Consider the following 22504-nt stretch of genomic DNA (forward strand, 5'->3'; position numbering starts at 1 on the left):
GCCTCCGGAAGCGCCCGCCGCCCCGGCGCAAACCCCCGTGCATCAGCTGGTGCAGCGGCTGCCCGTGGCGCCCGGCCTGGGCCACCAGGCGGACCTGCCGGTGGTGAAGGCCCCGTCGCTGGAGAACCTGAACATCCGCGTGCCCCAGGGCGAGGACCTCACGGAAGAGGACCTGCTGGAGCGCTTCCACGAGCTGGCCCGCGCGAAGGCGCAGGTCCGTGAGCGCGCGGAAGGCGAAGCCCTGGCCATGGGCGACGACGTGCGGCTGGACATCCTGGGCTACGCCAACGGCCGCCTCATCCCGCTCAGCACCCGCATGGGCTACTGGATGGAGCTGGCCCCCCAGGTGATGCTGCCCGGCTTCGCGGAGGTCATCGCGGAAGCCAGCGTGGGCGACAGCGTGGAGGTGGGGCTGGTGCTGCCGGACAACTACCCGGCGGACCCGCTGCGCGGCATGCCGGCGCGCTTCCTGGTGGACGTGCGCGGCGCGCGCGAGGTGAGCATGCCCGACACGGAGTCGGACGCGTTCCTCCAGCAGCTGGGCCGCGGCTCCACGCATGAGGAGGTCATGAGCTCCATCGTGGAGGAGATGGAGAGCGAGATGGCCGACATGCTCTGGGTGGACGCTCGCAACCGGGTGCTGGACGAAATCGTCGCCCGCGCGGACGTCACCGTGCCCAAGGCGCTGGTGGACGAGGAGATCCGCCGCCGCTGGAAGCAGGCGGAGGGCGAGGTGCTGGCGCAGAAGTTCTTCAGCCTGGAGGAGCAGCAGGAGGCGCTGGACGGCTGGATGCACCACCCGGGCATCCGCGACGACGTGGAGCGCCGCCTCAAGATTGCCCTGGTGCTCCGCGCCATCGCGCAGCGGGACAAGCTCCAGCTCACGCCGCAGGTCACGCTGGAGCTGCTCAAGGAGTCCTCGGAGCCCTTCGGCATCACCGAGGCGCAGCTGCGCGAGTCCATGCTGGACCCGTCCGCGTCCGCGCAGATGACCGACGTCGCGTGGCACCTGCTCGCCGTGGAGCACGTGATGACGCAGGCGAAGGTGACCTTCGAGGGCGCCGAGGCGGGGCTCGCTCAAGGCTGAAAGCGGCTACCCCGCCGGGTTCTTGGGCGCGGGCGGCTCCTGGCCGGGCGCGATGAAGGCCCCCGTCGCGGGGTCTATCTGCCAGGCCGAGTACTGGTGCGTGAGCACGTCGCGCACCTGCCCCTGCTCGTAGCAGACCGAGTACACGACGAAGACCTCGTTCACGAAGTTGGGCCGGCCGTAGCGGTAGCAGTCCTGGTCGCCCTGCTTCTGGAGCGTGAGCGGGTGGCCCAGCAGGCCCCCGACCTCCTGGGTCGTCATCCCCGCGCGCAGCACCTTGATGCCGTGCGGCGTGACGACGGAGAAGGACGTTCCGTTTGCACGCCAAAGGGTGAAGAAGCCCAGGGCGAGCACGACGGGCACCGCCGCGGCCACGAACCAGGTGAAGGTGAAGCGGTTGGACTTCTTCTGGGACCCTTCGCGGAAGGCCGTGAACAGGGCGTCCGGGGACGTGTCCGCCGGGGCACCGTCCGGAGTGACCGGGAGGGGAAGATTGGGAGTGCTCACCCCTCTTGAATGCCGTCAGTGCCCGCCGGATTCAAGCGATGGACTGCCGGGGAGTCCACAGCCCGTACGCCTCGCTGGCCACTGCCGGGGTCGTCCAGGGTGGGATACGCCCGGATGTCCGGTTCCGGGCCAGGCGTGCGAGTTCACAATCGGCGTGGTGCGGGGCTGCTAGAGGGCACACCCTGAGAAACACCTCGGAGGAGTCACACTTCATGGCGAAGCGCGCCGCCGCCAAAGGCACCCCCCAGAAGGCCGTGGACCGGGACGTCGTCCCCCCGGGCACGGAGTTGCCGGACAGCGACCTGTTCTTCAACCGGGAGCTGTCGTGGCTGGCCTTCAACGACCGGGTGCTGCAGTTGGCCGAGGCGCCGGAGATGCCGCTGATGGAGCGGATGAAGTTCATCTCCATCTACGCGCGCAACCTGGATGAGTTCTTCATGATTCGCGTGGCGCGGCTGCACGAGCAGATCGCCGCGCGCGTGGGCCGCCTGGTGCCGGACGGCGCGTCCCCGGGCGACACGCTGGACAAGCTGCACACGGGCATCCTGGAGCAGGGCCGGCGCCACGCGGACTGCTTCGAGAAGGTGCTGCGCCCCGCGCTGGCGGAGAAGGGGCTGCGCATCCTGTCCATGAAGGAGCTGGACGCGGATCAACGCGCGCAGATGGAGCAGCGCTTCCGCGAGCAGATTTTCCCCGTGCTCACGCCGCTGGCCATCGGGCTGGGGCGGCACTTCCCGTACATCTCCAACCTGTCCCTGAGCCTCGCGGTGCTCCTGCGCGACCCGGTGGCGGAAGACGAGAGCGTGGCGCGGGTGAAGGTGCCCAAGGAGATTCTGCCCCGCTTCGTGCCGCTCAAGGGGGGCACGTTCTTCGTACCGTTGGAGGAGATCATCGCGCAGCACCTGGGGGACCTGTTCCCCGGGATGGAGGTCCTCAACTGGAGCCTGTTCCGCGTGACGCGCGACGCGGACTACACCGTGTCCGAGGACGCGGAGGACCTGCTCAAGGCGGTGGAGACGGAGATCAGCCAGCGCCGCTTCGGGGACGTCATCCGCCTGGAGATCCAGGCGGGGATGAACGCGAAGCTGCTGGAGCCGCTGGTGGAGGCGCTGACGCTGGAGCCGCGGCAGGTGTACGAGGAGCACGGCCTGCTGGACCTGGCGGACGTGATGTCGCTGGCGATGACGCCGGGCTTCTCCGAGCAGCGCGACCCGCCGTGGACGCCGGTGACGCAGGCGCGGCTGCGCACGGACAACGAGTCCGCGGAAGGCGGGGGCACGGTGATGTCCGCGATGCGCAGGGGCGACCTGCTGGTGCACCACCCCTACGAGTCCTTCGCCAGCTCCGTGGAGCGCTTCGTGAGCGAGGCGGTGGAGGACCCGGACGTGCTGGCGCTGAAGCAGACGGTGTACCGCACGTCGGACAGCTCCCCGCTGGTGCCCGCGCTCATCCGCGCGACGGAGCACGGCAAGCAGGCGGTGTGCATGGTGGAGCTGAAGGCGCGCTTCGATGAGCGCGCCAACATCCGCTGGGCGAACGCGCTGGAAGAGGCGGGCGTGCACGTCGTGTATGGGATTCCCAGCCTGAAGACGCACGCGAAGGCCATCCTCATCGTGCGGCGCGAGGGTGAGCGGGTGCGGCACTACGTGCACATCGGCACGGGCAACTACAACCCGAAGACGGCGCGGCTCTACACGGACCTGGGGTTGTTCACCACGGACCCGGACATTGGCGCGGACGTGGCGGACGTCTTCAACTTCCTCACCGGCTTCGGCCGGCCGCGTTCCTTCCGCAAGCTGCTGGTGGCGCCGCTGACCATGCGGGAAGGGCTGCTGGAGGAGATCAAGAAGACGCAGGCGGCGCACACGCCGGAGACGCCCACGCGCATCATGATGAAGATGAACGCGCTGGTGGACCCGGGCATCATCCGCGCGCTCTACGACGCGTCCCGCGCGGGCGTGCGCGTGGACCTCAACGTGCGAGGCATCTGCTGCTTGAGGCCGGGGGTGCCGGGAGTGTCGGAGCACATCCGGGTGGTGTCCAACCTGGGCCGCTTCCTGGAGCACCCGCGCATCTACACCTTCGAGCGGGGCGCGACGTCGCGGTGCTACATCGGGTCCGCGGACATGATGCCGCGCAACCTGGACCACCGGGTGGAAATCCTGGCGCCGGTGGAGGACCCCACCCTGGCCGCGCAGGTGCGAGACGTGGTGGAGCGCTGCATGGTGGACACCAGCGGCGCATGGGAGCTGGGCACGGACGGCACGTGGCGGCGGCGCACCGCCGCCACGCCCAACGACAAGCGCTCCGCCCAGGGTGAGCTCATGGATCGCGCCATCCGCATGGTGCAGATGCAGAGCGGACGCCCCGTGGGCTGAGCGGCCCTACAGCTCAAATCTCGTGGTTCACCAGGTTGAACACCACCACCCGGTGCGACTGGGGGAACAGCAGGATGAACAGGTGGTTCCAGTCAGACGCGCCCGGCGCCACCAGGTACGTGGAGTAGAAGTAGCGGATCTGCACCTGCTCCGTGCCGTTGCCAATCTCCGTGAGCAGGTTCGGGTCCAGCGCCTCGAACTTGAAGAGCGTGTCGGACAGCGTGCTGAACGGCACCGTGCCCCGGTCCTGCCAGTTGATGCGGCTCTGCTCGCGCGGGTCGTTCATCATCGCGAACACGGACTCCACCGCGTCCGACAGCGTGGGCGCCTGCGTGGACGACCACGGGAAGCCGTACACGTCCAGCGTGCCGTCACACCAGTTGTAGTACGCGTCGCACTCGTCGTTGCCCGCCTCCATGATGGACTCGAGCAGCGGCGTCGGGCCTTCCCACTCCAACTCAATCTGACTCAGCTTCGACTCCACCGTGCGCACGGACTGGGTGGACTCGGGCGCCGGCTGGGTGGGCTCCTCCGTCGGAGCAGGCGCGTTGTTGCACGCACCCAGGAACAGCGCGGAGGCCAGCACGGACCACTTCAGGGTGTTTCGCGACATGTCGACGACCTCGGGGGGATGAAACGAGGGAGGCCCGCGTGTGCCACAGCCCCCTCCCCACCCTCAAGCGGCAACATGTCTCCCGTGCACGTGTCACCGCGCCGTGACGCGCGGGGTTGGAAATCTTCAGCCCCGCTCGCCCAGGGCGCTCCGCGCGGCGTCCTCGCGGCGGTGGGCCTCCACCTCCGGGACCTCCTCCCAGCGGATCCACCCGGCGCGCGCCGCGTGCCTCGCGGCGGCCACGGTGTCATCCACGGCGACCAGCTCACTGCCCGCGTCGCGGATGTCCTTCGCGATGGCCTCCATCTCCTCGCCGCGCTTGGAGCCCCCCGGCACGTTGCGGATGTAGACGCAGCGGATGCGGCCCGGGTACTCGCGCACGATGGTGCGGTAGTGCTCCGCGTCCTCCTGGCCGCTGTCCCCAATCAGCACGAAGGGCAGATGCGACAGCGTCTCCAGCACGCCGCGAATCTTGTCCAGCTTGTGCCCGTGCCCCCCGCCCGGCGCGAAGCCATGCCGTGACAGGCCCCAGTCGCGCAGCAGCAGCGGGCCAATGGGGATGCGGTGGATGGAGAGGAACTCGTCCAGGTGCTCGTAGAGGTTCCACGGGCTGCTGGACACGTAGAAGATGGGGTTGTCCGCCGTGCCGCTCGCGCCCGCCTGGAGCGCCGCGTAGAACGCGTCCACGCCCGGGAAGGGCAGCCGCCCCCGGTGCTCCGTGAGGAACAACGCCCACGCGCGCTTGAGCGGATCCGTCACCCCCGTGGCGATGACCGTGTCGTCGATGTCGCTGATGACGCCCAGCTCCGCGCTCGTCCCCGCCACCCGCACCGGCGCGGACACGCGAGACACCCCGTCCGCCTCTGGCGACAGCAGCTCCAGCTCCACCATGTGCCAGCCGGAGCGCACGCCTTCCGGCGGGGGCACCCACAGCTCCAGGAAGCCCTCCTCGTCCGTCACGCCCTCCCAGCGCTTGTCCCCCCAGCGCACCGCCACGTGCGCGCTGGAAATCTCCCGCGTCATGTAGCGCTTGTAGGAGGCCACGGCGCTGCTCCACAGCGTGTGGCGCTGGCGCTGGGGCGTCACCTTGCGCTCCTCCAGCACGCGCGCCTTGATGACCACGCGCTCCGGGGTGCCGTAGCCCCGGTACGGCAGGATGCGCAGCGGCGGGGCGATGCCCAGCCCCTTGCGCACGCGGCGGCTCAGCACGTCGTATCGGGCATCCGCCTTGACGGCGAAACGGAACAGCAGCGGGTACAGGTCGGGCATGGCGGGTGCGCGTGAGTCTACCGTCCCCTCCGTCAATCGTGGCGGCCCAACGTCCGGTCCAGGTTATATGCCGCGCTGATGAGCGACAGGTGCGTGAGCGCCTGCGGGAAGTTGCCCATCGCCTCGCCGGACATGCCCGTCTGCTCCGCGTACAGCCCCAGGTGGTTCGCGTAGCCCTGCATCCGCTCGAAGATGAGCCGCGCCTCGTCCAGCAGGTCCGGCCGGACGCTGCTCGCGCGCGTCATCGCCTCCACCAGCCAGAAGCTGCACAGGTTGAAGGTGCCTTCGCTGCCTTCAATCCCATCCAGCTTCTCGTCCGCGTCGTAGCGGAACACCAGGCCGTCCGACGTCAGGCCTCCCTCCCGGGGCGGCCGGCGGATGACGTCCAGCGTGGAGAGCATCCGCGGATCCACCGGCGACAGGAAGAACACCAGCGGCATCAGGAGGTTCGCCGCGTCCAGCGCTTCATTCCCATAGGCCTGGATGAAGGCGCCCTTCTGCTGGCACCAGCCCCTGTCCATGATCTCCTCGAAGATGGCGTCGCGCGTCTTCAGCCACTTCGCCCGGTCCGCCGGCAGGCTGCGCTTGTCCGCGAGCCGGATGGCCCGGTCCACCGCCACCCAGCACATCAGCTTCGAATAGACGAAGTGCCGGCGCGAGCCGCGGATCTCCCAGATGCCCTCGTCCTCGTTCTGCCAGTGGTCGCAGACCCAATCCACCAGCCGCCGCAGGTGCCGCCAGAAGTCATACGAGATGGGCGCGGCGTACTTGTTGGACAGGTACACGGAGTCCATCAGCTCGCCGTAGATGTCCAACTGGAGCTGGTTCGCCGCCGCGTTGCCGATGCGCACCGGCCGCGCGCCGCCATAGCCGCGCAGGTGGTGGAGCTGCTCCTCCGGCGGCACCGGGCTGCCGTCCAGGCGGAACATCAGGGGCAGCGGCCCGTCCCCGTGCTCGGCGCAGCGCTTCTCCACCCAGCGCATGAAGGCGGCGGCCTCCTCGTTGAAGCCGATGCGGATGAACGCGTAGACGGTGAAGGCCGCGTCGCGCAGCCAGCAGTAGCGGTAGTCCCAGTTGCGCGTGCCGCCCGCTGACTCCGGCAGGCTGCACGTGGGCGCCGCGACAATGGCCCCGGACGGCTCGAAGGTCATCAGCTTCAGGGCCAGCGCCGAGCGCTGCACCATCTCCCGCCACCGCCCCGTGTACTTGCACCTCGACAGCCAGTGGCGCCAGTAGTCCACCGTGTCGCGGAAGAGCTTCTCCGCGGAGTCGTGCGTGTGCAGGTGGTGGTGGCAGCCCTCCTTGCCCCCCTCGCGCAGGGTGAAGACCGCGGACTGGCTCTCCTTCAGCGTGAAGTGCGCGACGACGCCGTTCTTGTCATGCAGGAGCGGCACGTTCGTCACCAGCTGCATGCTCAGGCTCTTGGAGAGGAAGGCCGCGCCACCCTCCACGATGTGCGTCTCGTGTTCATCCCGGGCGTAGTTGAACGCCGGGAAGCACTCCATGCGGAAGGTCATCTCCCCGCGCACCACGCGGATGCGCCGCAGGACTTCGCGCCCCTCCGCCCTGGCCCCCTTGCCCAGGGGCATCAGGTCGATGAGCTCCCCCACGCCGTTCGGCGTGTAGAAGCGCGTCACCAGCACGTTCGTGTCCGGCCAGTAGAACTGCCGCTTCTGGACGTTGTCCGGCTCCGGGGACAGGCGCCAGTACCCGCCCTTCTCCGGGTCCAGCAGCGCCGCGAAGATGCTGGGACTGTCGAAGTACGGAAAGCACAACCAGTCGATGGTGCCCTCGTAGCCCACCAGCGCCACCGTGCGCAGGTCGCCGATGATGCCGTGGTCCTCGATGGCCACGCCGCCCTTCAGGTCCGAGTGGTGCAGGTTCACCGGGCATGCTCCTGGAATGAGATGACGTGCTTGATGCCGCCCTTCGACTCCACCACCTTCGCGAACTCCGACGGCGGGTGGCGCTGGGTGATGAGCGCCTCCACCCTGCCCGGCCACTTCGCGCGGAAGCGGGCCAGGTCCTCCAGCGCTTCACGGAAGTCGCTGTCCGACGCGTTCACCGTGCCGAACATCACCCGGTTGCCCAGGACGAGCTGCCCCAGCACCTGGTCACCTTGCAGCTCCAGCGGCTCCTCACGCCCGGGCACGCCGGTGAAGATGAGCACGCCGTTCTCCTCCAGCACCTGGAGCGAGTCGAAGGCCACCTTCGACGCCCCCGTCGCCTCGTAGATGAGGTCCACGCCGCCCAGCTGCTTCTTCAAGGCCTCCACCGTCACCTCCTTCGAGGAGACGTACGGCGCGCCCACCGCCTCGGATGCGGCGGCCTTCTCGTTGGGCTTGGGGCTGCGCGAGTACACCGTCACGTCGAAGCCCGCGCGCATCAGCGCCATGGCGCCCAGCTGCGCCACCGGCCCCGCGCCCAGCACCAGCGCCTTGCCGGGGTTCAGCTTCCACGGCAGGCGGGACTGGATGTGCGCCACCTCGCGCAGGCCCTTCTCCGCGATGGTGAGCGGCTCGGTGAGCACGGCCACGCCGCGCAGGTCGTCGTCCGCCTTGTGCAGGTAGGCCGCGTCCTCCACGAAGTGCTCCGCGCAGAAGCCGTGCGCGCCCTGGATGCCGCGCTCCGTGTAGTCCCCCGTCACGCAGAAGTCCGGGTGGCCGTGGCGGCACGCGGGGCAGCGCGTGTGCGGACAGGGCCTGCGCACCCGGGGCACCACCAGGTCCCCCGGCTTCAGGCCCTGCACGTGCGCGCCCACCTCCATCACCTCGCCCAGGCACTCGTGGCCCAGGATGAGGTGGTCCTCCCCTTTCGGCGCCGCGCCGTGGTCGCCCTTCAGGATGTCCTGGTCGGTGCCGCACACGCCGACCTCCAGCGTGCGCACCTTGACCTGGGTGGGCGAGTGCAGCCGCGGTTCGGGAACGTCGAGGACGCGCACCTCGCGCGAGGGGAACATGACGGCCACGGCCTTCATGGGATGAGGACTCCTTCCGGGCGAAGTGCTGAAGGTCCCAGGACAAGGGGTGCGGACTTGGGACCCATGCCGCAAGTGCCCGTCCGCCGCCCTGCGCTTCCCCACCCGGCCCGCCAGAGGGGACCGCCGCTGAACAGCCCGGGCCGCCCGCCTGCCTGGAGGGCGACACTCGAAAGCACTGCCCCCCTTGGGGCGCGCGGGTCTATAGAAACAGGCCGTGCGTTCGCCCCCCGCCTACCGACGCAGCCGCGCCACCGCCATTGGTGCCACGGCCTTCCTGATGCTCGCCCTGCCCTTCCTGGTGCTGGGGGTGTTCTTCCTCGGCCAGAACGCGCGCATGGACCTGCGCTGTGAACCCCAGGGCCCGTGCGTCCTCACCCGCTCCAGTTGGTTGAGCCACGACGAGGTGGGCCGCTACGCGCCCGCGGACATCCAGGGCGTGGAGGTGGCCCGCAGTCGCAGCACCCGCAAGGGCGCGGCGCCCATCTTCCGGGCCCAGCTGCGGACGCGCTCTGGCGTCCAGCCGCTCGCCTACCAGTGGACGGAAGCCGAGCCGGAGGCCCAGGCCTTCGCGGACACCGTGCGGCGCTACCTCACGGGTCCCCGCACGGACGCACTCGCGGTGTTCCAGGACGACCGCACGGCGTCGCTGCGCGTGGGCGGCGCCTTCACCGTCGTGGGCCTGGGCGTGCTCGCCCTGAGCCTGTGGCTGCTCTCCCGCACGCTGGCGCACCGCAAGGCGGAGCGGGCCGCCGTCTCCTGACGGACAACAGAGCGCGTCGAAAAGCAGCCGGACGTGCGCCGCGGATTTTACTTCCTGTCCTACAGTGAAAGGCGCCTGCCCGCTTCCAGGCCCCTCCTGTGCGACCGCGGGGCAGGTGAATAGGTTGTGGCGAATGTTTCGACGCCTCATCGAGCGGATGCGGGGCCTGCGCCAGGCGGCGCCGTATCTTTTGCGGCCCGCGAACGTGGACGCGGACCGGGCGAAGATCTCCATCGCCCAGCTGGACCACCACTACTCCAACAAGGTCGTGGCGCTGAAGGACGTGAACCTCAACGTCCGCTCGGGTGAGTTCGTCTGCCTGCTCGGCCCGTCTGGCTGTGGCAAGTCCACGCTGCTCTATGCGCTCGCCGGCCACGTGGTGCCCACTGGCGGCCGCGTGGCCATTGACGGCAAGCCCATCCACGGGCCCGGTCCGGACCGGCTCCTGATGTTCCAGGAGGCCGCGCTGTTCCCGTGGCTCACCGTGCGCGGCAACATCACCTTCGCGCTGGCCGCCCGGGGCGTGCCCCGCGCCGCGCGCCGCGAGCGGGCCAACGCCTTCATCCAGCGCGTGCGCCTGGAGGGCTTCGAGGACACGCTGCCCCACCAGCTCTCCGGCGGCATGAAGATGCGCGCCAGCCTGGCCCGGGCGCTCGCGGTGGACCCCACCGTGCTGCTGATGGACGAGCCCTTCGGCGCGCTGGACGCCCAGACGCGCGTGCACATGCAGGAGATGTTGCAGGCCATCTGGCTGCGCTCCGGCAAGACGGTGGTGTTCGTCACCCACGACGTGCAGGAGGCCCTGATGCTGGGCACCCGCGTGGTGCTGATGGCGCCCCGTCCGGGCCGCGTGGTGGAGGACCTGGAGATCCACCTGCCCATGCCGCGCTCGCTGGAGGACCCGTCCCTGGACGCGATGGCGCGCGACATCCGCCACCGCCTGCGCGCCTCGGAGGACAACGCGCTGGAGGTCCCTCCCGCGGAGCCCGTGCAGCGCCGCACGCGCACACCGTCCAGCCTGCCTCGCGCCAGCGTCGTGACCGGCCGTTAGAGGGGACACCGCCATGCTGAAGTGGGCGCAGAAGCTGGGGATGATCGCGCTGCTCTTCGCGCTCTGGGAGGGGCTGTCGCGCTCGGGCGTGTGGAACAAGCACCTGTTCCCCGGACCGCTGGAGGTGGTCCAGGCGCTCATCGCCATGGCCCGCGACGGACAGCTGGGCAGCGCCACGCTGCGCTCGCTGGGCCGGCTGACACGCGCCTACCTCATGTCGGTGGCCATCGGCGTCCCGCTGGGGCTCTGCATCGCGCGGCTGTCCTTCTTCCGCAACGCGGTGAAGCCGGTGGTGATGGGCCTGCAGGCCCTGCCCTCCATCTGCTGGCTGCCCCTGGCCCTGTTGTGGTTCGGCCTCAACGACGCCGCCATCCTCTTCGTGGTGGTGATGGGCAGCGTGCTGGGCATCGCCATCGCCACCGAGGACGCGGTCAACGGCCTGGACCCGCAGCTGGCCCGCGTGGCCAGGACCCTGGGCGTGCGGGGCCTGCGCTTCTACTTCGGCGTGCTCCTGCCCGGCGCGCTGCCCGGCATCGTCACCGGCCTCAAGCTGGGGTGGAGCTTCGCGTGGCGCGCGCTGCTCGCGGGCGAGCTGCTCTTCGTCTCCGGCGGCCTGGGCCAGCTGCTCACCATGGGCCGCGAGCTGATGGACGTGTCCCAGGTGATGGCGGTGATGCTGGCCATCATCCTCATCGGCATCACGGTGGACCGCGTCCTCTTCCAGACGGTGGAGACGCGCCTCAGGCGCAGGTGGGGCCTGACGGCGTCCGTGTGAGCCTCAAGACGCTTGCGCACTCGCGGGCATTGATAACAGGCGGGGAATCTCCAGTAGCGTGACGCACCATGTCTTCCGCGCGTCCGCTGTCCCTGCTCCTCGGTGTCTGCGCCGTCCTCCTGATGGGTGTCACGTCCTGCAAGAAGGACACGCCCTCCGGCGCCAACGCGCCCCTGCGCGTGGCCTTCTTCCCCAACATCACGCACGCGCAGGCGCTGGTGGCGAACTCGGAGGGGCTCTTCGGGTCGCAGCCCGGCATGGGCCACGTGGAGGTGCGGCAGTTCAACGCGGGCCCCGCGGCCATGGAGGCGCTGGTGGCGGGCTCCGTGGACGTGGCCTACGTGGGCCCGGGCCCCGCCATCAACACGTACCTCAAGGCCGGCAAGGAGCTGCGCATCATCGCGGGCGCGGTGAACGGCGGCGCGGTGCTGGTGGTGAAGAACGCGAAGACGGCCGCGGAGCTCAAGGGCAAGAAGCTGGGCACGCCGCAGCTGGGCAACACGCAGGACATCGCCCTGCGCACCTGGCTGAAGGGCCAGAAGCTGAGCATCACCACGGACGCGGGCGGCGACGTGCAGGTGATTCCCATCAGCAACCCGGACATCCTGGCCCAGTACCTCCAGGGCGCCATCGAGGGGGCGTGGGTGCCCGAGCCCTGGGGCGCGCGCATGCTCGCCGAAGGGGGCGGTCACATCCTGGTGGACGAGCGCGACCTCTGGCCGGACAAGCGCTTCCCCACCACGGTGGTGGTGACGACGAAGAAGGTGCTGGAGACGCAGCGCCCGCGCATCGCGGCGCTCCTGGGCATCCACGTGCGGCTCACCGAGCGCTGGCGCGCGGACCCGGCGGCCTTCGCCACGTCCGTCAACGCCGCCTTCGGCCAGCTCACGCGCAAGCCCCTGCAGGCGCCCGTGCTCCAGGACGCGTTCTCCCGCCTGGAGCCGAGCCTGGACCCGGTGCCCGCCGCGCTGAAGACGTCCGCCGAGCACGCGAAGTCACTGGGCTTCATCCCCAGTGATGACATCGCGGGGCTCGTGGACCTGAGCGTCCTGGACGAGGTGCGCGGCGGCGGCGCGAAGCCGAACTAGTCCAGCTTCTCCCCCTGGAGGGACAGGGCCACGTTGTCCGTCTCGTCCACCTGGTAGAGGGCCAGGACCTGCTGCCCCTTGAGCGGTGGCTTGTAGATGGTCAGGTTGCTCATATCCAGTGGCACCACCGGCCCGGTCACGTCCCGCACGTAAAGGATCAACCCGGACCGCTTCACCACGGGTCCGCTGACCTGGCGCATCTTGTCCGGGTCCGGGGTGATTTGCCGCACGGACTGGCCCGGGGCGACGATGTTCGGCGTCAGGGTGGGGATGGTGCTCGGAACGTTCGACGGGCTGCTGCTCGCCGGATTGGTGTAATTCGCCACCATCTGCCCGGCCTGGTCGCCGTCCTTGGTGACCGTGGGCTCACTCGCCAGCGCGGGACCCGCACACAACAAGAGACCGAGCGTCGGCGCGGTCCACGCCATGGCTCGCCAACGTCTGGTGAATCCGTGCATCATGGTGCCACCTCCGTGTCACGGGGGCGCTGCCCCCGGGCTTTCCGCTCAAACGTAGGGTGGGCAGCACTGAATGTTCAGAGGCGGAACACGGACCGTGCGTGAGGCAGCTTCCCCACAGTAGGGTGGCGCGCACGCGAGCCAAGGACCGCTCGCATACAATACGAGGCACCTTTGGCTGGACGCACCGACGAGCAGCACCGCATCGCCCTCTTCATCGACTTCGAGAACCTGGTCACCAACACCGGCATCAGCGCCAACAACTTCGACCTGCAGCCCGCCCTGGACCAGCTCCTGGAGCAGGGCAAGGTCGTCTTCCGCCGCGCGTACTGCAATTGGTCGCGCTTCGAGGACGCGAAGCAGCGCCTGCACGACGTGGGCGTGGAGCTGGTGGACGTGCCCCCCTCCACCCGCGCAGGCAAGAACAGCGCGGACATGCGCCTGGTCATCGACGCGCTGGAGCTGTGCTACGCGCGCGAGCAGATTGACACCTTCGTCATCGCCTCCGGCGACAGCGACTTCTGCCCCCTGGCGTACAAGCTGCGTGAGAACGGCCGCACCGTCATTGGCCTGGCCGTGCGCGAGGCCAGCTCCCAGATGTTCGTGCGGGCGTGCGACCAGTTCATCTACATGAAGCCCAAGAACCGGGGCGAGTCCTCGCACAAGGACAAGGACCACGGCGGCCGGGGCTCCAAGTCCGACGAGGGCAAGGGCGGCAAGCGGGGCGGGAAGGGCCACGACAAGGGCCACGACGCCAAGGGCGGCAAGGAAGGCGCCGAGTCCAAGGGCGGCAAGCCCAAGGCGGCGGAGGTGCCCGCCGTCGCGCGCGAGGTGGTGCAGAGCCTGCTGCGCCGCGCGACCGGCCCGCTCAACCCGTCGCTCGTCAAGGAGACCATCGTCCGCAAGGAGCCCGACTTCGACGAGCGCGACCACGGCTTCTCCACCTTCGCGCGGCTGCTGGAGGCGCTGGAGCAGGAAGGCCTGCTGCGCCGCATCCAGCAGGGGCGCCAGGGCTACATCGTGGGCCCGGACTCGGACGTCGGCGCTCCGGCGCGCGAAGCCAAGGGCAGCAAGGGGCGCCACGCCAAGGCGCCCGTCCCGGTGGAGGAGGAAGAAGAGGAGCTGGAGTCCTACCCGGACCCGGACGACGAGGGGCTCTAAGACCCCCCGCCCGCGGGTCCACTACGTCGCGCGCGGCGTGGTGGACTCGCAGAGGTGCTCCAGGAACTCCGGCAGCAGGCGGGCGGACATCACCCACAGCTTGCCGTCGCCCAGGTCCGCCAGGGACACGCGCTCCGCGTACTCCACGCAGGTGGCCTCCACGTAGTGGACGAACACCTTGCGGTCGCGCGCGCGGTACCACTCCGCCGCGCGGCCCAGCAGCGCCACGAACGCGTCCTGCACCTCCGGCCGCGCGTCGTCCTCCAGCGGCACCAGGCGCACGCCGTCCAGCACGTTGAAGAGGTTGAGGCCCGGCTGCGCGGACTCGAACACCGCGAAGGCCACGGCGCGGCCTTCATGGCGGGCCACCACCAGCTCACGCTCGCGGGACAGGCCGGCGTCACCCCAGCCGGTGCGCGTGGTCTCCAGGTCGAAGCGCTCCGGCACCAGGTCCAGCGCTTCGCGGTAAGCCTCCGGGCGGGTGTCGGTCACGCGGGCGAAGAAGCTGGCGCGCTCCTCCTGGGTGGGTGCGCCCAGGGCGATGTTCGCGGGCTGCGTCCAGGCGCTGTCCACCTCGCCCTCCATCAGGCGGAAGGGCACCAGGCACGTCTGGCCGGTGTGCGCGTACCAGGTGGCGAAGTCGAACTTCGTGTAGCGCACCCAGCGCACGTTCGCCTCGCAGTAGGCGAAGAACCACTTCACCTCCGGGTCCACCTGGGTGGGCTCGTAGCCGCGCAGGTAGATGTCGCGCAGGGCCTCGCGAGCGGTGGAGCGGCTGCCCGGGGGCTGGTGCCGCGCCAGCTGGTGCGCCATCCAGCTGCCCGCGTAGGGCTTGAGCACGGACAGCGTGGCCTCCATGCCGTCCTCCGCGGGGCGCACCACGCGGTAGCCCAGCAGCGGCGCCTCCTGGAGCTTGTCCTGCGTGCGGGAGAACTGGTCGCGCAGGCTGGTGAACTTCTCCGGCTCCTTGCCCGGGAGGCGGAAGTAGCCGGAGCGCTCGAAGAGCTTCCAGGTGGCGTCGTTCCAGTCGCCCTCCACCTTGGTGGTGGGGTGGGCCTGGGCCTCCACCAGCGCGCGCCACGCGCGGGCCCCTTCGGCGTCCAGGGGCCGGACGCTCACGCCGCAGCGGCGGCCGTTGGGCGTGCTGGAGATGTTTCGCACCTCCGCGCGCAGGCGCACCGGCGCGTGGCCCTCCAGCCCGACCTCCATCACCGGCAGGCGCAGGCCCGGGTACATCAGGTCCTCGCCGGGCTCGGTGAGGAAGGACAGGCCTTCGTAGGAGACATCCAGCAGGCCGCGGTGCACGTGCACCTGGGGCCAGAGCGGGTGGTCGAACTCCACCGTGCAGGACGCGGCGGCCTGCGTGCGGCGCAGCCAGCGGTGGCGGAAGCGCACCAGCGACGTGGGCGCCGGCATCAGCAGCAGGCCACCCTCCACGCGCGCGGCGTCCATCTGGAAGTGCACCACGCTGGAGTAGCCGAACGCCTCCAGGGTGAGGGGCCCGGGGGGAAGCGTCCCGTGCAGCTGCCAGCCGAACGCGTCCTGGAGCGGCTCGAAGAAGGCGCAGGTGACCTCCGCCACGGTCTGGCCATCGCGCGAGCGCAGCACGCCGCGGGCCTGGCGGGACGCGAGCGCTTCACAGATGCGCGCGACGCGGTCCGCGTGGTCGATCTGCTCGCGCCACACGGGCCGCGTCTCCGGCGTGAGCAGCAGGCCGTTGTCACGCAGCGACTCCAACAGGCCCACGATGCGGCGGCCCGCGTCCAGCGGCGGCGCGACGAAGCGCAGGCTCACCTCCGGGCGCATGGCGTTGACGCCAATCACCTCCGCGTCCAGCGCGGTGGCCCACCGCTCGCCTTCACCCACCACCACGGACGCGGCCTGTCCCTTGCGGGGCACCGCGCGCGACTCCAGGTGGAGCGTCAGGTGCTCCAGGGACAGCTGCACCAGGCGCCCGGGAGAGAAGTCCGAACCAAACGAGGCCGCCGCGCTGAGCTCGGTTCCCATCCGGTATCCGAGGAGGGCTTCGCGGCCGGCCGGCGCGTCGTGAGTGTCAGTGTGCATGCGGGGGCTCCCTGATGTCCTACGGGGCATGATCCTACGACGTCCGAAGAAACTGTGTTGTCCCCAGTTACGCGTGACCCGGGGAACTCGGATTCCCACAGAGTGGAGATCATTCATCCCTTCTGCACTGAGACCTTCGGGCTGGAGCGGCGGCCACGCATTGGACTGTCGCGAATTGGTTTCTCACGAGTCGGGGATTTCCTTCACGGACAGGCGCATCACCTTCCAAGACAGGTGCGGACCTGTCCCTCCCCTCGGGTCGCGCGGACCCCGGAAACACAGGGTGATTCCGACACATGGAACACGAGGGACATGTCGCATGTCTACTGGTGAGACAAGGCATGCCTTGGGGGACAGAGGTTGGTGCGACACACGTCGGGGATGACTCGCCTCCCCGCGAGGCGTTATCCCGGGAGCACGCCATGTCCTCCGCCCTGTCCACCCTCTGTCTCCACTGCGGAATGTGCTGTGACGGCACCCTCTTCACCCAGGTGCCACTGCGGCCCCCCGAGGCGGAGGCCCTGCGCCAGCGCGGCCTGTCGCTGGCGGTGAAGGAGGACGGCACGGAGGTGTTGCCCCAGCGCTGCGCCGCGCTGGAGGGTCTGTGCTGCACCGTGTACGAGGAGCGCCCCGAGGCCTGCCGTCGCTACCGCTGCCAGCTGTTCAACGCCCTGGCGGAGGGAGAGGTGTCCCTGGAGGAGGCGAAGGGCGTAGTGGATACCGCGCACGCCAAGGTGGACGCGGTGGTGCGCGGTGTGGGTTCCGCTGAGGACGGAAGGGGCCCCGCGATGCGTCAGGCGCGGGTGGCCGCGGCCTCGCTGACCCTGGCTCCCGAGACACGAGAATCCCTGGCGCACGCGGAGGTGTACCTGGACCAGCACTTCCGGGGGCGCTTCCGCCGCTCGGGCGGCTAGCGTGGCGAGGTCCTGTTCTCCGACCGAGGTCCTGCTCCCGTGAAGACGTCCCTGCTGGCCGTGTTGTCGTCCGCCGTGCTGTTCGCTGGTGCGCCTGCGTTCGCGCAGAGCAGTGAGTTCGTGAAGTCCGCGCAGGTGGACCTGGACGGGGACGGCAAGCCGGACGCGGTGTCACTCACGGCGGGGGAGGACGGGAAGTTCACCTTGAAGGTGGGCGGCGCGACGTTGAAGGGCGACGCGGCCGGCAACGAAGTGCCGGGCTTCCAGGTGGTGGACCTGGACACGGGCGACAAGTGGAAGGAGCTGCTGGTCCAGACGCTGGGGGAGCTGGACGACGGTCACCGCTACTTCGTCTACGGCTACGACGGCAAGGCAGTGAAGCTGTTGGGGGACGTGCACGCGCTGACCGAGGCGAAGGGCAACGGCATCGTCCTGGTCGATAGGTGGATGGCGTTCTGGCAGAAGCGGGACAAGTACACGCTGGACCGCAAGGCGTGGAAGCTGGTGCACGTGCCGCAGGAGCTGTACGCGGTGACGGCCGAGCCCGGGAAGGAGGTCACGGCCACGGTGAAGAAGTCCTTCCCGCTGACGCAGAGCCGCACGGGCTCCGCGGTGCTGGCCACGACGGCGCAGGGCACCAAGGTGACGGTGCTGGCCGCGAGCGTCCCCGCGAAGGGGGATGTCCTGTACCTGGTGAGGTCGTCCACCGGGCTGCTGGGCTGGGTGCCCGGCAACATCCTGGTGGAGTCCACGGACGGGTTGCCGCTGGCGGGGTGAGTTACTCCGTCCCGGGCGAAGCACGCATGAGGAGTTCCCCAGTAATCACTTTCACCCTGGAGAAGTCGAGGCCTTCCAGGGTGATTCGCCGCGCCACTGTTGCGGCGGCTTCCGGAAGGTCCGTGACACGGATGGGATTCGCTGGTGCCGCCTCCAGCCGGTAGGGACCTCCATTCGGGTCCGCGTCGAACGCGAACACGCCCCGCGCCGCCATCAACTGCCAGGTGTGATGGAACGGCGAAAGTGTCTGTGTTTCAGTTTGGCCATCCGTGGAACCCGGCAACGCGAGGATCGCTTCAATCGCGGTGTCGTGAGCGTCCGTGTCCTGCAGAAACGCCTCGGGGGCATAGCCCCTACCCGCGGTGCTGAAGAACCCGACGTGGCCCACGCCATCGCATGCGATCCAGTCGAATTCGTATCCGCTGATGTCCCTGGCCGTCTTCGCGCCCATGACTACTCGACCAGGGCGAACTCCACCCGGCCCAGCTGCTCATCCGTGGAGACGACCTTCACGGTGATGGGCATGCCCACGGTGAAGGTCCGCGTCTTGCCCACCATGGACAGCTCTCGCGTGTCCGGACGGTAGGGGCCGCCCGCGAGTCCTTCCGCCGGCACCATGCCCTCCACCCACATGCCATCCAGCTGCGCGACGAGGCCGAAGGGCTTCACTCGCACGATGCGCGCGGGGAACTGCTGCCCGATGCGGGTGGACATGAAGCGCGCCTCCAGCTCGTGGTGGCGGTCCCCCTCCGCGCGGCTGGCGGAGCGGGCTCGCACGTTGATGTGCTGGGAGAGTGATTCAATCTCCGGGTCCTCGTGCACGAAGTCGCGCCGGCCGTGGAGGTACGCCTTGATGAGCCGATGCACGGCGAGGTCCGCGTACCGGCGGATGGGCGACGTGAAGTGCAGGTACAGCGGCGCCGCGAGCCCGAAGTGCGGGCCCGGCTTCACGGTGTAGCGGGACGGGCCCAGCGAACGGCGCAGCACGGAGCGCAGCGCGGCCTCCGCCTTCGCTCCGGAGATCTGCCGGTCGAACGCGGCCAGGGCCAGCGGGGTGAGCTGCGCGCCGAAGCCCGCCGCGAACCCCGAGTGCAACGCGAACGCGTTCACGTCCGCCACGCGCTGCGGATCCGGCTGTTCATGCACCCGGTACACGGTGGGCACGCCACGGGTCATCATCCAGGTGGCGATGGCTTCGTTGGCCGCGACCATGAAGCGCTCAATCATGTTGTGCGCGGAGGTGTCCTTCTCCCCGGCGAGCCCGGACACGGCGCCCGTGGCGGTGTCGAAGGTGAAGCGCGCTTCGTCGCGGGACATGGCCATGCCGCCGCGAGCGGCTCGGGACACGGCGAGCCGCGCGGATGCCAGGCGGAACCAGGGCATGGCCTCGCGCACGGGCTCCATGGCGGGAGAGATGGAGTTGTCGTCGAGGAAGGCCGCGACCTCGTCGTAGTTCAGCCGCGCCCAGGAGCGGATGAGGCTCTCATAGACATCCGCGGCGGTGACGCGGCCGTCCGGGTCGATGCGCAGTTCAACGGTGAGACAGTGTCGCTCCTCGTTGGGCACCAGGCTGAGCCAGTGCGAGGACAGCTCCTCCGGGAGCATGGGGAGCACGCGGCCCGCCAGGTACACGCTGGTGGCGCGGGCGCGGGCCTCCAGGTCCAGGGGGGTGTTCTCCTTCACGGACTCGCTCACGTCCGCGATAGACACGAGCAGGCGCAGGGCGCCGTCGGGGCCCGCGGGCAGCACGGAGATGGCGTCGTCGATGTCGCGGGTGGACGGCGCATCCACGGTGACGGTGGGGATGGAGCGCAGGTCTCGCCGGGCGCCGCCCAGGGCGTGGGGGGTCTCCTTCGCACGGAGGGCTTCCTGGACGACCTCCGAGGGGAAGTCCCGGTGGAGTCCGTGGCGGGCGATGACTCGCTCCAGGGAGCGGTCCGCGCCGGGCTCCAGGCGGTAGAGGAGGACGACCTTCCCGTCCGCGATGCGGGCGACGACGGCGTCGTTGTGCTGGACGGCGGTGGTGCCCGGGTCCAGGGGCCAGTCGGTGTTGGAGACCTCCTTGTCGATGCGCAGGAAGAAGGCGCCCTTGCGCGACACGACCTCGCCGTAGACGACGGTGCGGGTGCGCTCCAGGAGCGACAGGCCAGACGCGGTCCACCGGCCCTCGCCGGACGCGGTCACGGTGGCAGAGACGACGTCACCCGCGAACAGGGGGTTCAGGTCCGGAGGAGGAATGAAGGCGGACAGCACCTCCGGGGTGCCGGGCTTCTGCACGGTGAGGAAGCCGAAGCCACGGGGATGCACGTCGACGCGGCCGGTGACGGTGCGCGGGGAAGCGGAGGTGTCCATGTCGGTGCCGTCGTAGCCCACCTCACGGGTAAGCGGGAGAGCCTGGGATACGCCTCAGGAAGTTACGGTTACGACGTTTACGAGCTAACCACGTCAATCAGAAGTAGGAGCAGGGGGGCAAATCAACTTGCGCTTGGGTCGAATATCCTTATATTGACAGGTCACTGCAACCTGTACACCCGAGGTCGACCATGTCCACGCCTGACACTCTCCCCTCTACCTCGCGTACTCCGGAACCGATTACCGCTAGCGATGTAACCGTAGGACAGGTGCGAAAGCTCGCTCAGCTCATTACCCAGGAGCTAAGCGACAAAAGCGGGCATCCGCTCTTCTCCTTGCTTGGTCCCAATCATGAGTCGATTCCTCTGCCCACTGACGTTCTTGCCCTGATGCAGCAACTACTTGCCATTCTTGCGTCCGGGGACGCTGTTACTGTGGTTCCCGTCCACAAGGAACTCACGACCCAACAGGCCGCGAACCTGCTCAACGTCTCGCGGCAGTACTTAGTGCAGCTCCTTGATGAGGGACGGATTCCCTTCCACCGCACAGGCACTCATCGACGTGTCTACAGTAAGGACGTCCTAGAATATCGTGCGCGACAGAAGTCCGATCGCCGTGCTCAGCTCGACGCTATGATGAGGGAGAGTCAGGATGCCAAGGGCTATCCTGAACTCGACTGACGACTGAGAGGACTACCCATTCCGTGATTCATGCCACATTTCCGGTCGTCCTCGATGCGAACGTCCTGATTCCCCTCACCGTCTGCGACACGTTGTTGAGCGCGGCGCATGAAGGGCTCATCCAGATCCACTGGACGGAGCTCATCCTCGAGGAGACGCGCCGCAACCTAGTCAAGGCCATCGGCCTGTCGGAAGAGAAGGCCGCACGACGCGTTGCCGCCATGAGATCTGCCTTTCCCGAAGCCATGGTGACAGGTCATGAGGGGCTCATTTCCTCCATGACCAACCACGAGAAGGACCGGCACGTCCTCGCTGCCGCGGTCCACGCGGGCGCCCAGACGCTTGTCACGAGCAACCTGAAAGACTTCAGTAGGAAACACCTGCCTGCATCGATCCAGGCCCAGGATCCCGACACCTTCTTTCAGCACCTGCTCAGCCAGGCACCAGACGTCGTGTTGGAAATGCTCCGGGCCCAGGCCGAAGCCCTGCGCAATCCACCCATCTCCCTGATGAAACTCCTGGACGGATTGGCGCGCAGCGTACCGGGCTTCGCCCGCGAGGTCCGTGAGATGCTGCCTCCTGTCCTCCTCAAATGACCGTCACTGGAAGCCAGGGGGCTTCCCACTGTCTGTCTTCAACCTCGCTCCCGGGTTCAGCTCGAACACGAGCCCGAACTGCCAGAGGCTGATGCGCTCCAGGAAGAGGATGTTGTAGTAGTCCTGCCCCCGTACGTACCTGGCGAACACGCCGAAGCCGGACGCCCAGCGCGGATTCGCCGCCGCCTCCACGCTCAGCGTTCCCCGCTGCGCCGGTGTCTCTCCGAACGGATGCGAGAACGAACCCTCCAGCCGGAAGCGGCTCCCGTTCACCTCGCGCTCCCCCACCAGTCCCACCCCCCAGTGCCCATTCCCATACACGTGGCGCTGCGCCGGGCTCATCCCTCCGGGTCCAATGGCTGAGTTCAATTCGTAGAAGGCATTCGCCCCCACCAGCCATGCGCTCAGCCGGTCCAGATCCACTCCGAACCCCAGCCGACTGTGCAGTTCGAAGCGCAGCACGTTCGTGGAGAAGCTCCCCGTGATTTCGTTCAACGGCAGCGTCCCCTCCGCGGGCTCGCAGTTCGGGTCCGTCCCCGTCTGGTTCGCGAAGAAGCACCCGTCCTCGCCGTTGGAGTAGTGCCCCGCGATGACGTTCAACCCCAGCGCCAGCACCCGGGGCGCTGCGTCCTTGTCGGGGCCGTGCAAGAGCCGCAGATGCGCCGCCTGGAGCGTCAACTTCATCAGGTACGACGGCGGCAGGATGGGGTTGCTGTCCGTGTTCGCCATCCGCAACCGGATGTTCGGCGTGAACACCGCCGAGAACAGCGTCTCCCTCCCGTCCTCCTTGAAGTCGTCCAGCTTCAACTGCGGCAGGAAGAGGTTCGGCGCGAACTGGCCCTCGAAGACCAGCGGCAAGGGCGAGTCCGGGTCCCCCTGCCGCTGGATGCGGCTGGGCGACACGAACAGGTACGTGCGGTCCAGGAACAGCGGCGTCTGCAGGTCGTACTCCACGTGGAGCCCCTTCGCCTCCGCCCCACCCCACCCGATGAGC

The 22504-nt window shown here is 69.0% G+C and carries 21 protein-coding genes; 11 read left to right on the forward strand and 10 right to left on the reverse strand.

Annotation, left to right across the window (positions count from 1 at the left end; translation table 11 throughout):
* Positions 1 to 1087, forward strand: a 1087-nt coding sequence (locus tag D7X99_RS36900) for a peptidylprolyl isomerase (protein WP_233613997.1), incomplete at its 5' end; no start/stop codon positions are given.
* Between the two features lie 6 nt (positions 1088 to 1093).
* On the opposite strand, the gene D7X99_RS36905 is transcribed toward D7X99_RS36900, so the two are convergent.
* On the reverse strand, positions 1094 to 1594 hold the full coding sequence (locus D7X99_RS36905) for a hypothetical protein (protein WP_121781850.1): 501 nt from the start codon (positions 1592 to 1594) through the stop codon (positions 1094 to 1096).
* Between the two features lie 212 nt (positions 1595 to 1806).
* On the opposite strand from D7X99_RS36905, the gene ppk1 reads away from it, so the two are divergent.
* Positions 1807 to 3972 (forward strand): polyphosphate kinase 1, encoded by a 2166-nt coding sequence (ppk1, locus tag D7X99_RS36910; RefSeq protein WP_121781851.1) that lies wholly within the window; start codon positions 1807 to 1809, stop codon positions 3970 to 3972.
* 13 nt (positions 3973 to 3985) lie between these two features.
* On the opposite strand, the gene D7X99_RS36915 is transcribed toward ppk1, so the two are convergent.
* From D7X99_RS36915 to D7X99_RS36930, 4 genes are all read right to left on the reverse strand, one after another.
* Positions 3986 to 4585, reverse strand: coding sequence for a hypothetical protein (locus tag D7X99_RS36915; RefSeq protein WP_121781852.1), 600 nt, complete (start codon positions 4583 to 4585; stop codon positions 3986 to 3988).
* A gap of 126 nt (positions 4586 to 4711) precedes the next feature.
* Entirely contained in the window at positions 4712 to 5854 is a 1143-nt protein-coding gene (locus D7X99_RS36920; RefSeq protein WP_121781853.1) for an App1 family protein, read from the reverse strand.
* A gap of 32 nt (positions 5855 to 5886) precedes the next feature.
* Positions 5887 to 7740: a glycoside hydrolase family 15 protein gene (locus D7X99_RS36925; protein WP_121781854.1), complete on the reverse strand. Its 1854-nt coding sequence runs from the start codon at positions 7738 to 7740 to the stop codon at positions 5887 to 5889.
* A complete protein-coding gene (locus D7X99_RS36930; RefSeq protein ID WP_121781855.1) occupies positions 7737 to 8831 on the reverse strand; it encodes a glucose 1-dehydrogenase in 1095 nt (364 codons plus the stop codon). The genes D7X99_RS36925 and D7X99_RS36930 overlap by 4 nt, the downstream gene beginning before the upstream one ends.
* A gap of 217 nt (positions 8832 to 9048) precedes the next feature.
* On the opposite strand from D7X99_RS36930, the gene D7X99_RS36935 reads away from it, so the two are divergent.
* The 4 genes from D7X99_RS36935 to D7X99_RS36950 all read left to right on the forward strand — a co-directional run bounded on the left by D7X99_RS36935 (position 9049) and on the right by D7X99_RS36950 (position 12508).
* A complete protein-coding gene (locus tag D7X99_RS36935; RefSeq protein ID WP_121781856.1) occupies positions 9049 to 9594 on the forward strand; it encodes a hypothetical protein in 546 nt (181 codons plus the stop codon).
* Positions 9595 to 9727: 133 nt separating this feature from the next.
* The gene (locus D7X99_RS36940) at positions 9728 to 10645 is read left to right on the forward strand and encodes an ABC transporter ATP-binding protein (protein ID WP_121781857.1); all 918 of its coding nucleotides are present in this window, start codon (positions 9728 to 9730) and stop codon (positions 10643 to 10645) included.
* 13 nt (positions 10646 to 10658) lie between these two features.
* Positions 10659 to 11420 (forward strand): ABC transporter permease, encoded by a 762-nt coding sequence (locus D7X99_RS36945; protein WP_121781858.1) that lies wholly within the window; start codon positions 10659 to 10661, stop codon positions 11418 to 11420.
* A gap of 68 nt (positions 11421 to 11488) precedes the next feature.
* Positions 11489 to 12508: an ABC transporter substrate-binding protein gene (locus D7X99_RS36950; protein WP_121781859.1), complete on the forward strand. Its 1020-nt coding sequence runs from the start codon at positions 11489 to 11491 to the stop codon at positions 12506 to 12508.
* On the opposite strand, the gene D7X99_RS36955 is transcribed toward D7X99_RS36950, so the two are convergent.
* Positions 12505 to 12936 (reverse strand): hypothetical protein, encoded by a 432-nt coding sequence (locus D7X99_RS36955; RefSeq protein ID WP_121781860.1) that lies wholly within the window; start codon positions 12934 to 12936, stop codon positions 12505 to 12507. The two genes, D7X99_RS36950 and D7X99_RS36955, sit on opposite strands and share 4 nt — an antisense overlap.
* Positions 12937 to 13140: 204 nt before the next feature.
* Between D7X99_RS36955 and D7X99_RS36960 the strand changes: the two genes are divergently transcribed.
* Positions 13141 to 14127, forward strand: a complete 987-nt coding sequence (locus D7X99_RS36960) for an NYN domain-containing protein (protein ID WP_121781861.1) — start codon at positions 13141 to 13143, stop codon at positions 14125 to 14127.
* Positions 14128 to 14148: 21 nt separating this feature from the next.
* On the opposite strand, the gene D7X99_RS36965 is transcribed toward D7X99_RS36960, so the two are convergent.
* Positions 14149 to 16191 (reverse strand): PilZ domain-containing protein, encoded by a 2043-nt coding sequence (locus D7X99_RS36965; protein WP_121781862.1) that lies wholly within the window; start codon positions 16189 to 16191, stop codon positions 14149 to 14151.
* A gap of 422 nt (positions 16192 to 16613) precedes the next feature.
* Between D7X99_RS36965 and D7X99_RS36970 the strand changes: the two genes are divergently transcribed.
* Together D7X99_RS36970 and D7X99_RS36975 are read left to right on the forward strand one after the other, a co-directional pair.
* Entirely contained in the window at positions 16614 to 17105 is a 492-nt protein-coding gene (locus tag D7X99_RS36970; RefSeq protein ID WP_121781863.1) for a YkgJ family cysteine cluster protein, read from the forward strand.
* A 39-nt stretch (positions 17106 to 17144) separates the two neighbouring features.
* Positions 17145 to 17882, forward strand: a complete 738-nt coding sequence (locus tag D7X99_RS36975; RefSeq protein WP_233613999.1) for a hypothetical protein — start codon at positions 17145 to 17147, stop codon at positions 17880 to 17882.
* A gap of 1 nt (position 17883) precedes the next feature.
* Here D7X99_RS36975 and D7X99_RS36980 read toward each other — a convergent pair whose 3' ends face one another.
* Both D7X99_RS36980 and D7X99_RS36985 read right to left on the reverse strand, forming a co-directional pair.
* Entirely contained in the window at positions 17884 to 18333 is a 450-nt protein-coding gene (locus tag D7X99_RS36980; protein WP_121781864.1) for a hypothetical protein, read from the reverse strand.
* A 2-nt stretch (positions 18334 to 18335) separates the two neighbouring features.
* The gene (locus D7X99_RS36985; protein WP_121781868.1) at positions 18336 to 20234 is read right to left on the reverse strand and encodes a ribonuclease R family protein; all 1899 of its coding nucleotides are present in this window, start codon (positions 20232 to 20234) and stop codon (positions 18336 to 18338) included.
* Between the two features lie 269 nt (positions 20235 to 20503).
* Between D7X99_RS36985 and D7X99_RS36990 the strand changes: the two genes are divergently transcribed.
* Both D7X99_RS36990 and D7X99_RS36995 read left to right on the forward strand, forming a co-directional pair.
* Positions 20504 to 20914, forward strand: a complete 411-nt coding sequence (locus D7X99_RS36990) for a helix-turn-helix domain-containing protein (RefSeq protein WP_233614001.1) — start codon at positions 20504 to 20506, stop codon at positions 20912 to 20914.
* A 23-nt stretch (positions 20915 to 20937) separates the two neighbouring features.
* Positions 20938 to 21510 carry a putative toxin-antitoxin system toxin component, PIN family gene (locus tag D7X99_RS36995; protein WP_158627127.1) on the forward strand — a complete coding sequence of 191 codons (573 nt, stop codon included), beginning with the start codon at positions 20938 to 20940 and terminating at the stop codon, positions 21508 to 21510.
* Positions 21511 to 21513: 3 nt separating this feature from the next.
* Here the strand turns inward: D7X99_RS36995 and D7X99_RS37000 are convergent.
* Positions 21514 to 22504, reverse strand: a 991-nt coding sequence (locus tag D7X99_RS37000) for a hypothetical protein (protein WP_368667821.1), incomplete at its 5' end; no start/stop codon positions are given.

The sequence above is a fragment of the Corallococcus sp. AB032C genome, from assembly GCF_003668935.1.
GTDB classification, from domain to species: domain Bacteria; phylum Myxococcota; class Myxococcia; order Myxococcales; family Myxococcaceae; genus Corallococcus; species Corallococcus exiguus.

What these genes read in the sequence shown, in the direction of transcription:
- D7X99_RS36930 (WP_121781855.1), bottom strand. Translation starts at nt 8,831, where the DNA reads ATGAAGGCCGTGGCCGTCATGTTCCCCTCGCGCGAGGTGCGCGTCCTC.
- D7X99_RS36945 (WP_121781858.1), top strand. Translation starts at nt 10,659, where the DNA reads ATGCTGAAGTGGGCGCAGAAGCTGGGGATGATCGCGCTGCTCTTCGCG.
- ppk1 (WP_121781851.1), top strand. Translation starts at nt 1,807, where the DNA reads ATGGCGAAGCGCGCCGCCGCCAAAGGCACCCCCCAGAAGGCCGTGGAC.
- D7X99_RS36965 (WP_121781862.1), bottom strand. Translation starts at nt 16,191, where the DNA reads ATGCACACTGACACTCACGACGCGCCGGCCGGCCGCGAAGCCCTCCTC.
- D7X99_RS36970 (WP_121781863.1), top strand. Translation starts at nt 16,614, where the DNA reads ATGTCCTCCGCCCTGTCCACCCTCTGTCTCCACTGCGGAATGTGCTGT.
- D7X99_RS36950 (WP_121781859.1), top strand. Translation starts at nt 11,489, where the DNA reads ATGTCTTCCGCGCGTCCGCTGTCCCTGCTCCTCGGTGTCTGCGCCGTC.
- D7X99_RS36915 (WP_121781852.1), bottom strand. Translation starts at nt 4,585, where the DNA reads ATGTCGCGAAACACCCTGAAGTGGTCCGTGCTGGCCTCCGCGCTGTTC.
- D7X99_RS36940 (WP_121781857.1), top strand. Translation starts at nt 9,728, where the DNA reads ATGTTTCGACGCCTCATCGAGCGGATGCGGGGCCTGCGCCAGGCGGCG.
- D7X99_RS36980 (WP_121781864.1), bottom strand. Translation starts at nt 18,333, where the DNA reads ATGGGCGCGAAGACGGCCAGGGACATCAGCGGATACGAATTCGACTGG.
- D7X99_RS36955 (WP_121781860.1), bottom strand. Translation starts at nt 12,936, where the DNA reads ATGGCGTGGACCGCGCCGACGCTCGGTCTCTTGTTGTGTGCGGGTCCC.
- D7X99_RS36920 (WP_121781853.1), bottom strand. Translation starts at nt 5,854, where the DNA reads ATGCCCGACCTGTACCCGCTGCTGTTCCGTTTCGCCGTCAAGGCGGAT.
- D7X99_RS36985 (WP_121781868.1), bottom strand. Translation starts at nt 20,234, where the DNA reads ATGGACACCTCCGCTTCCCCGCGCACCGTCACCGGCCGCGTCGACGTG.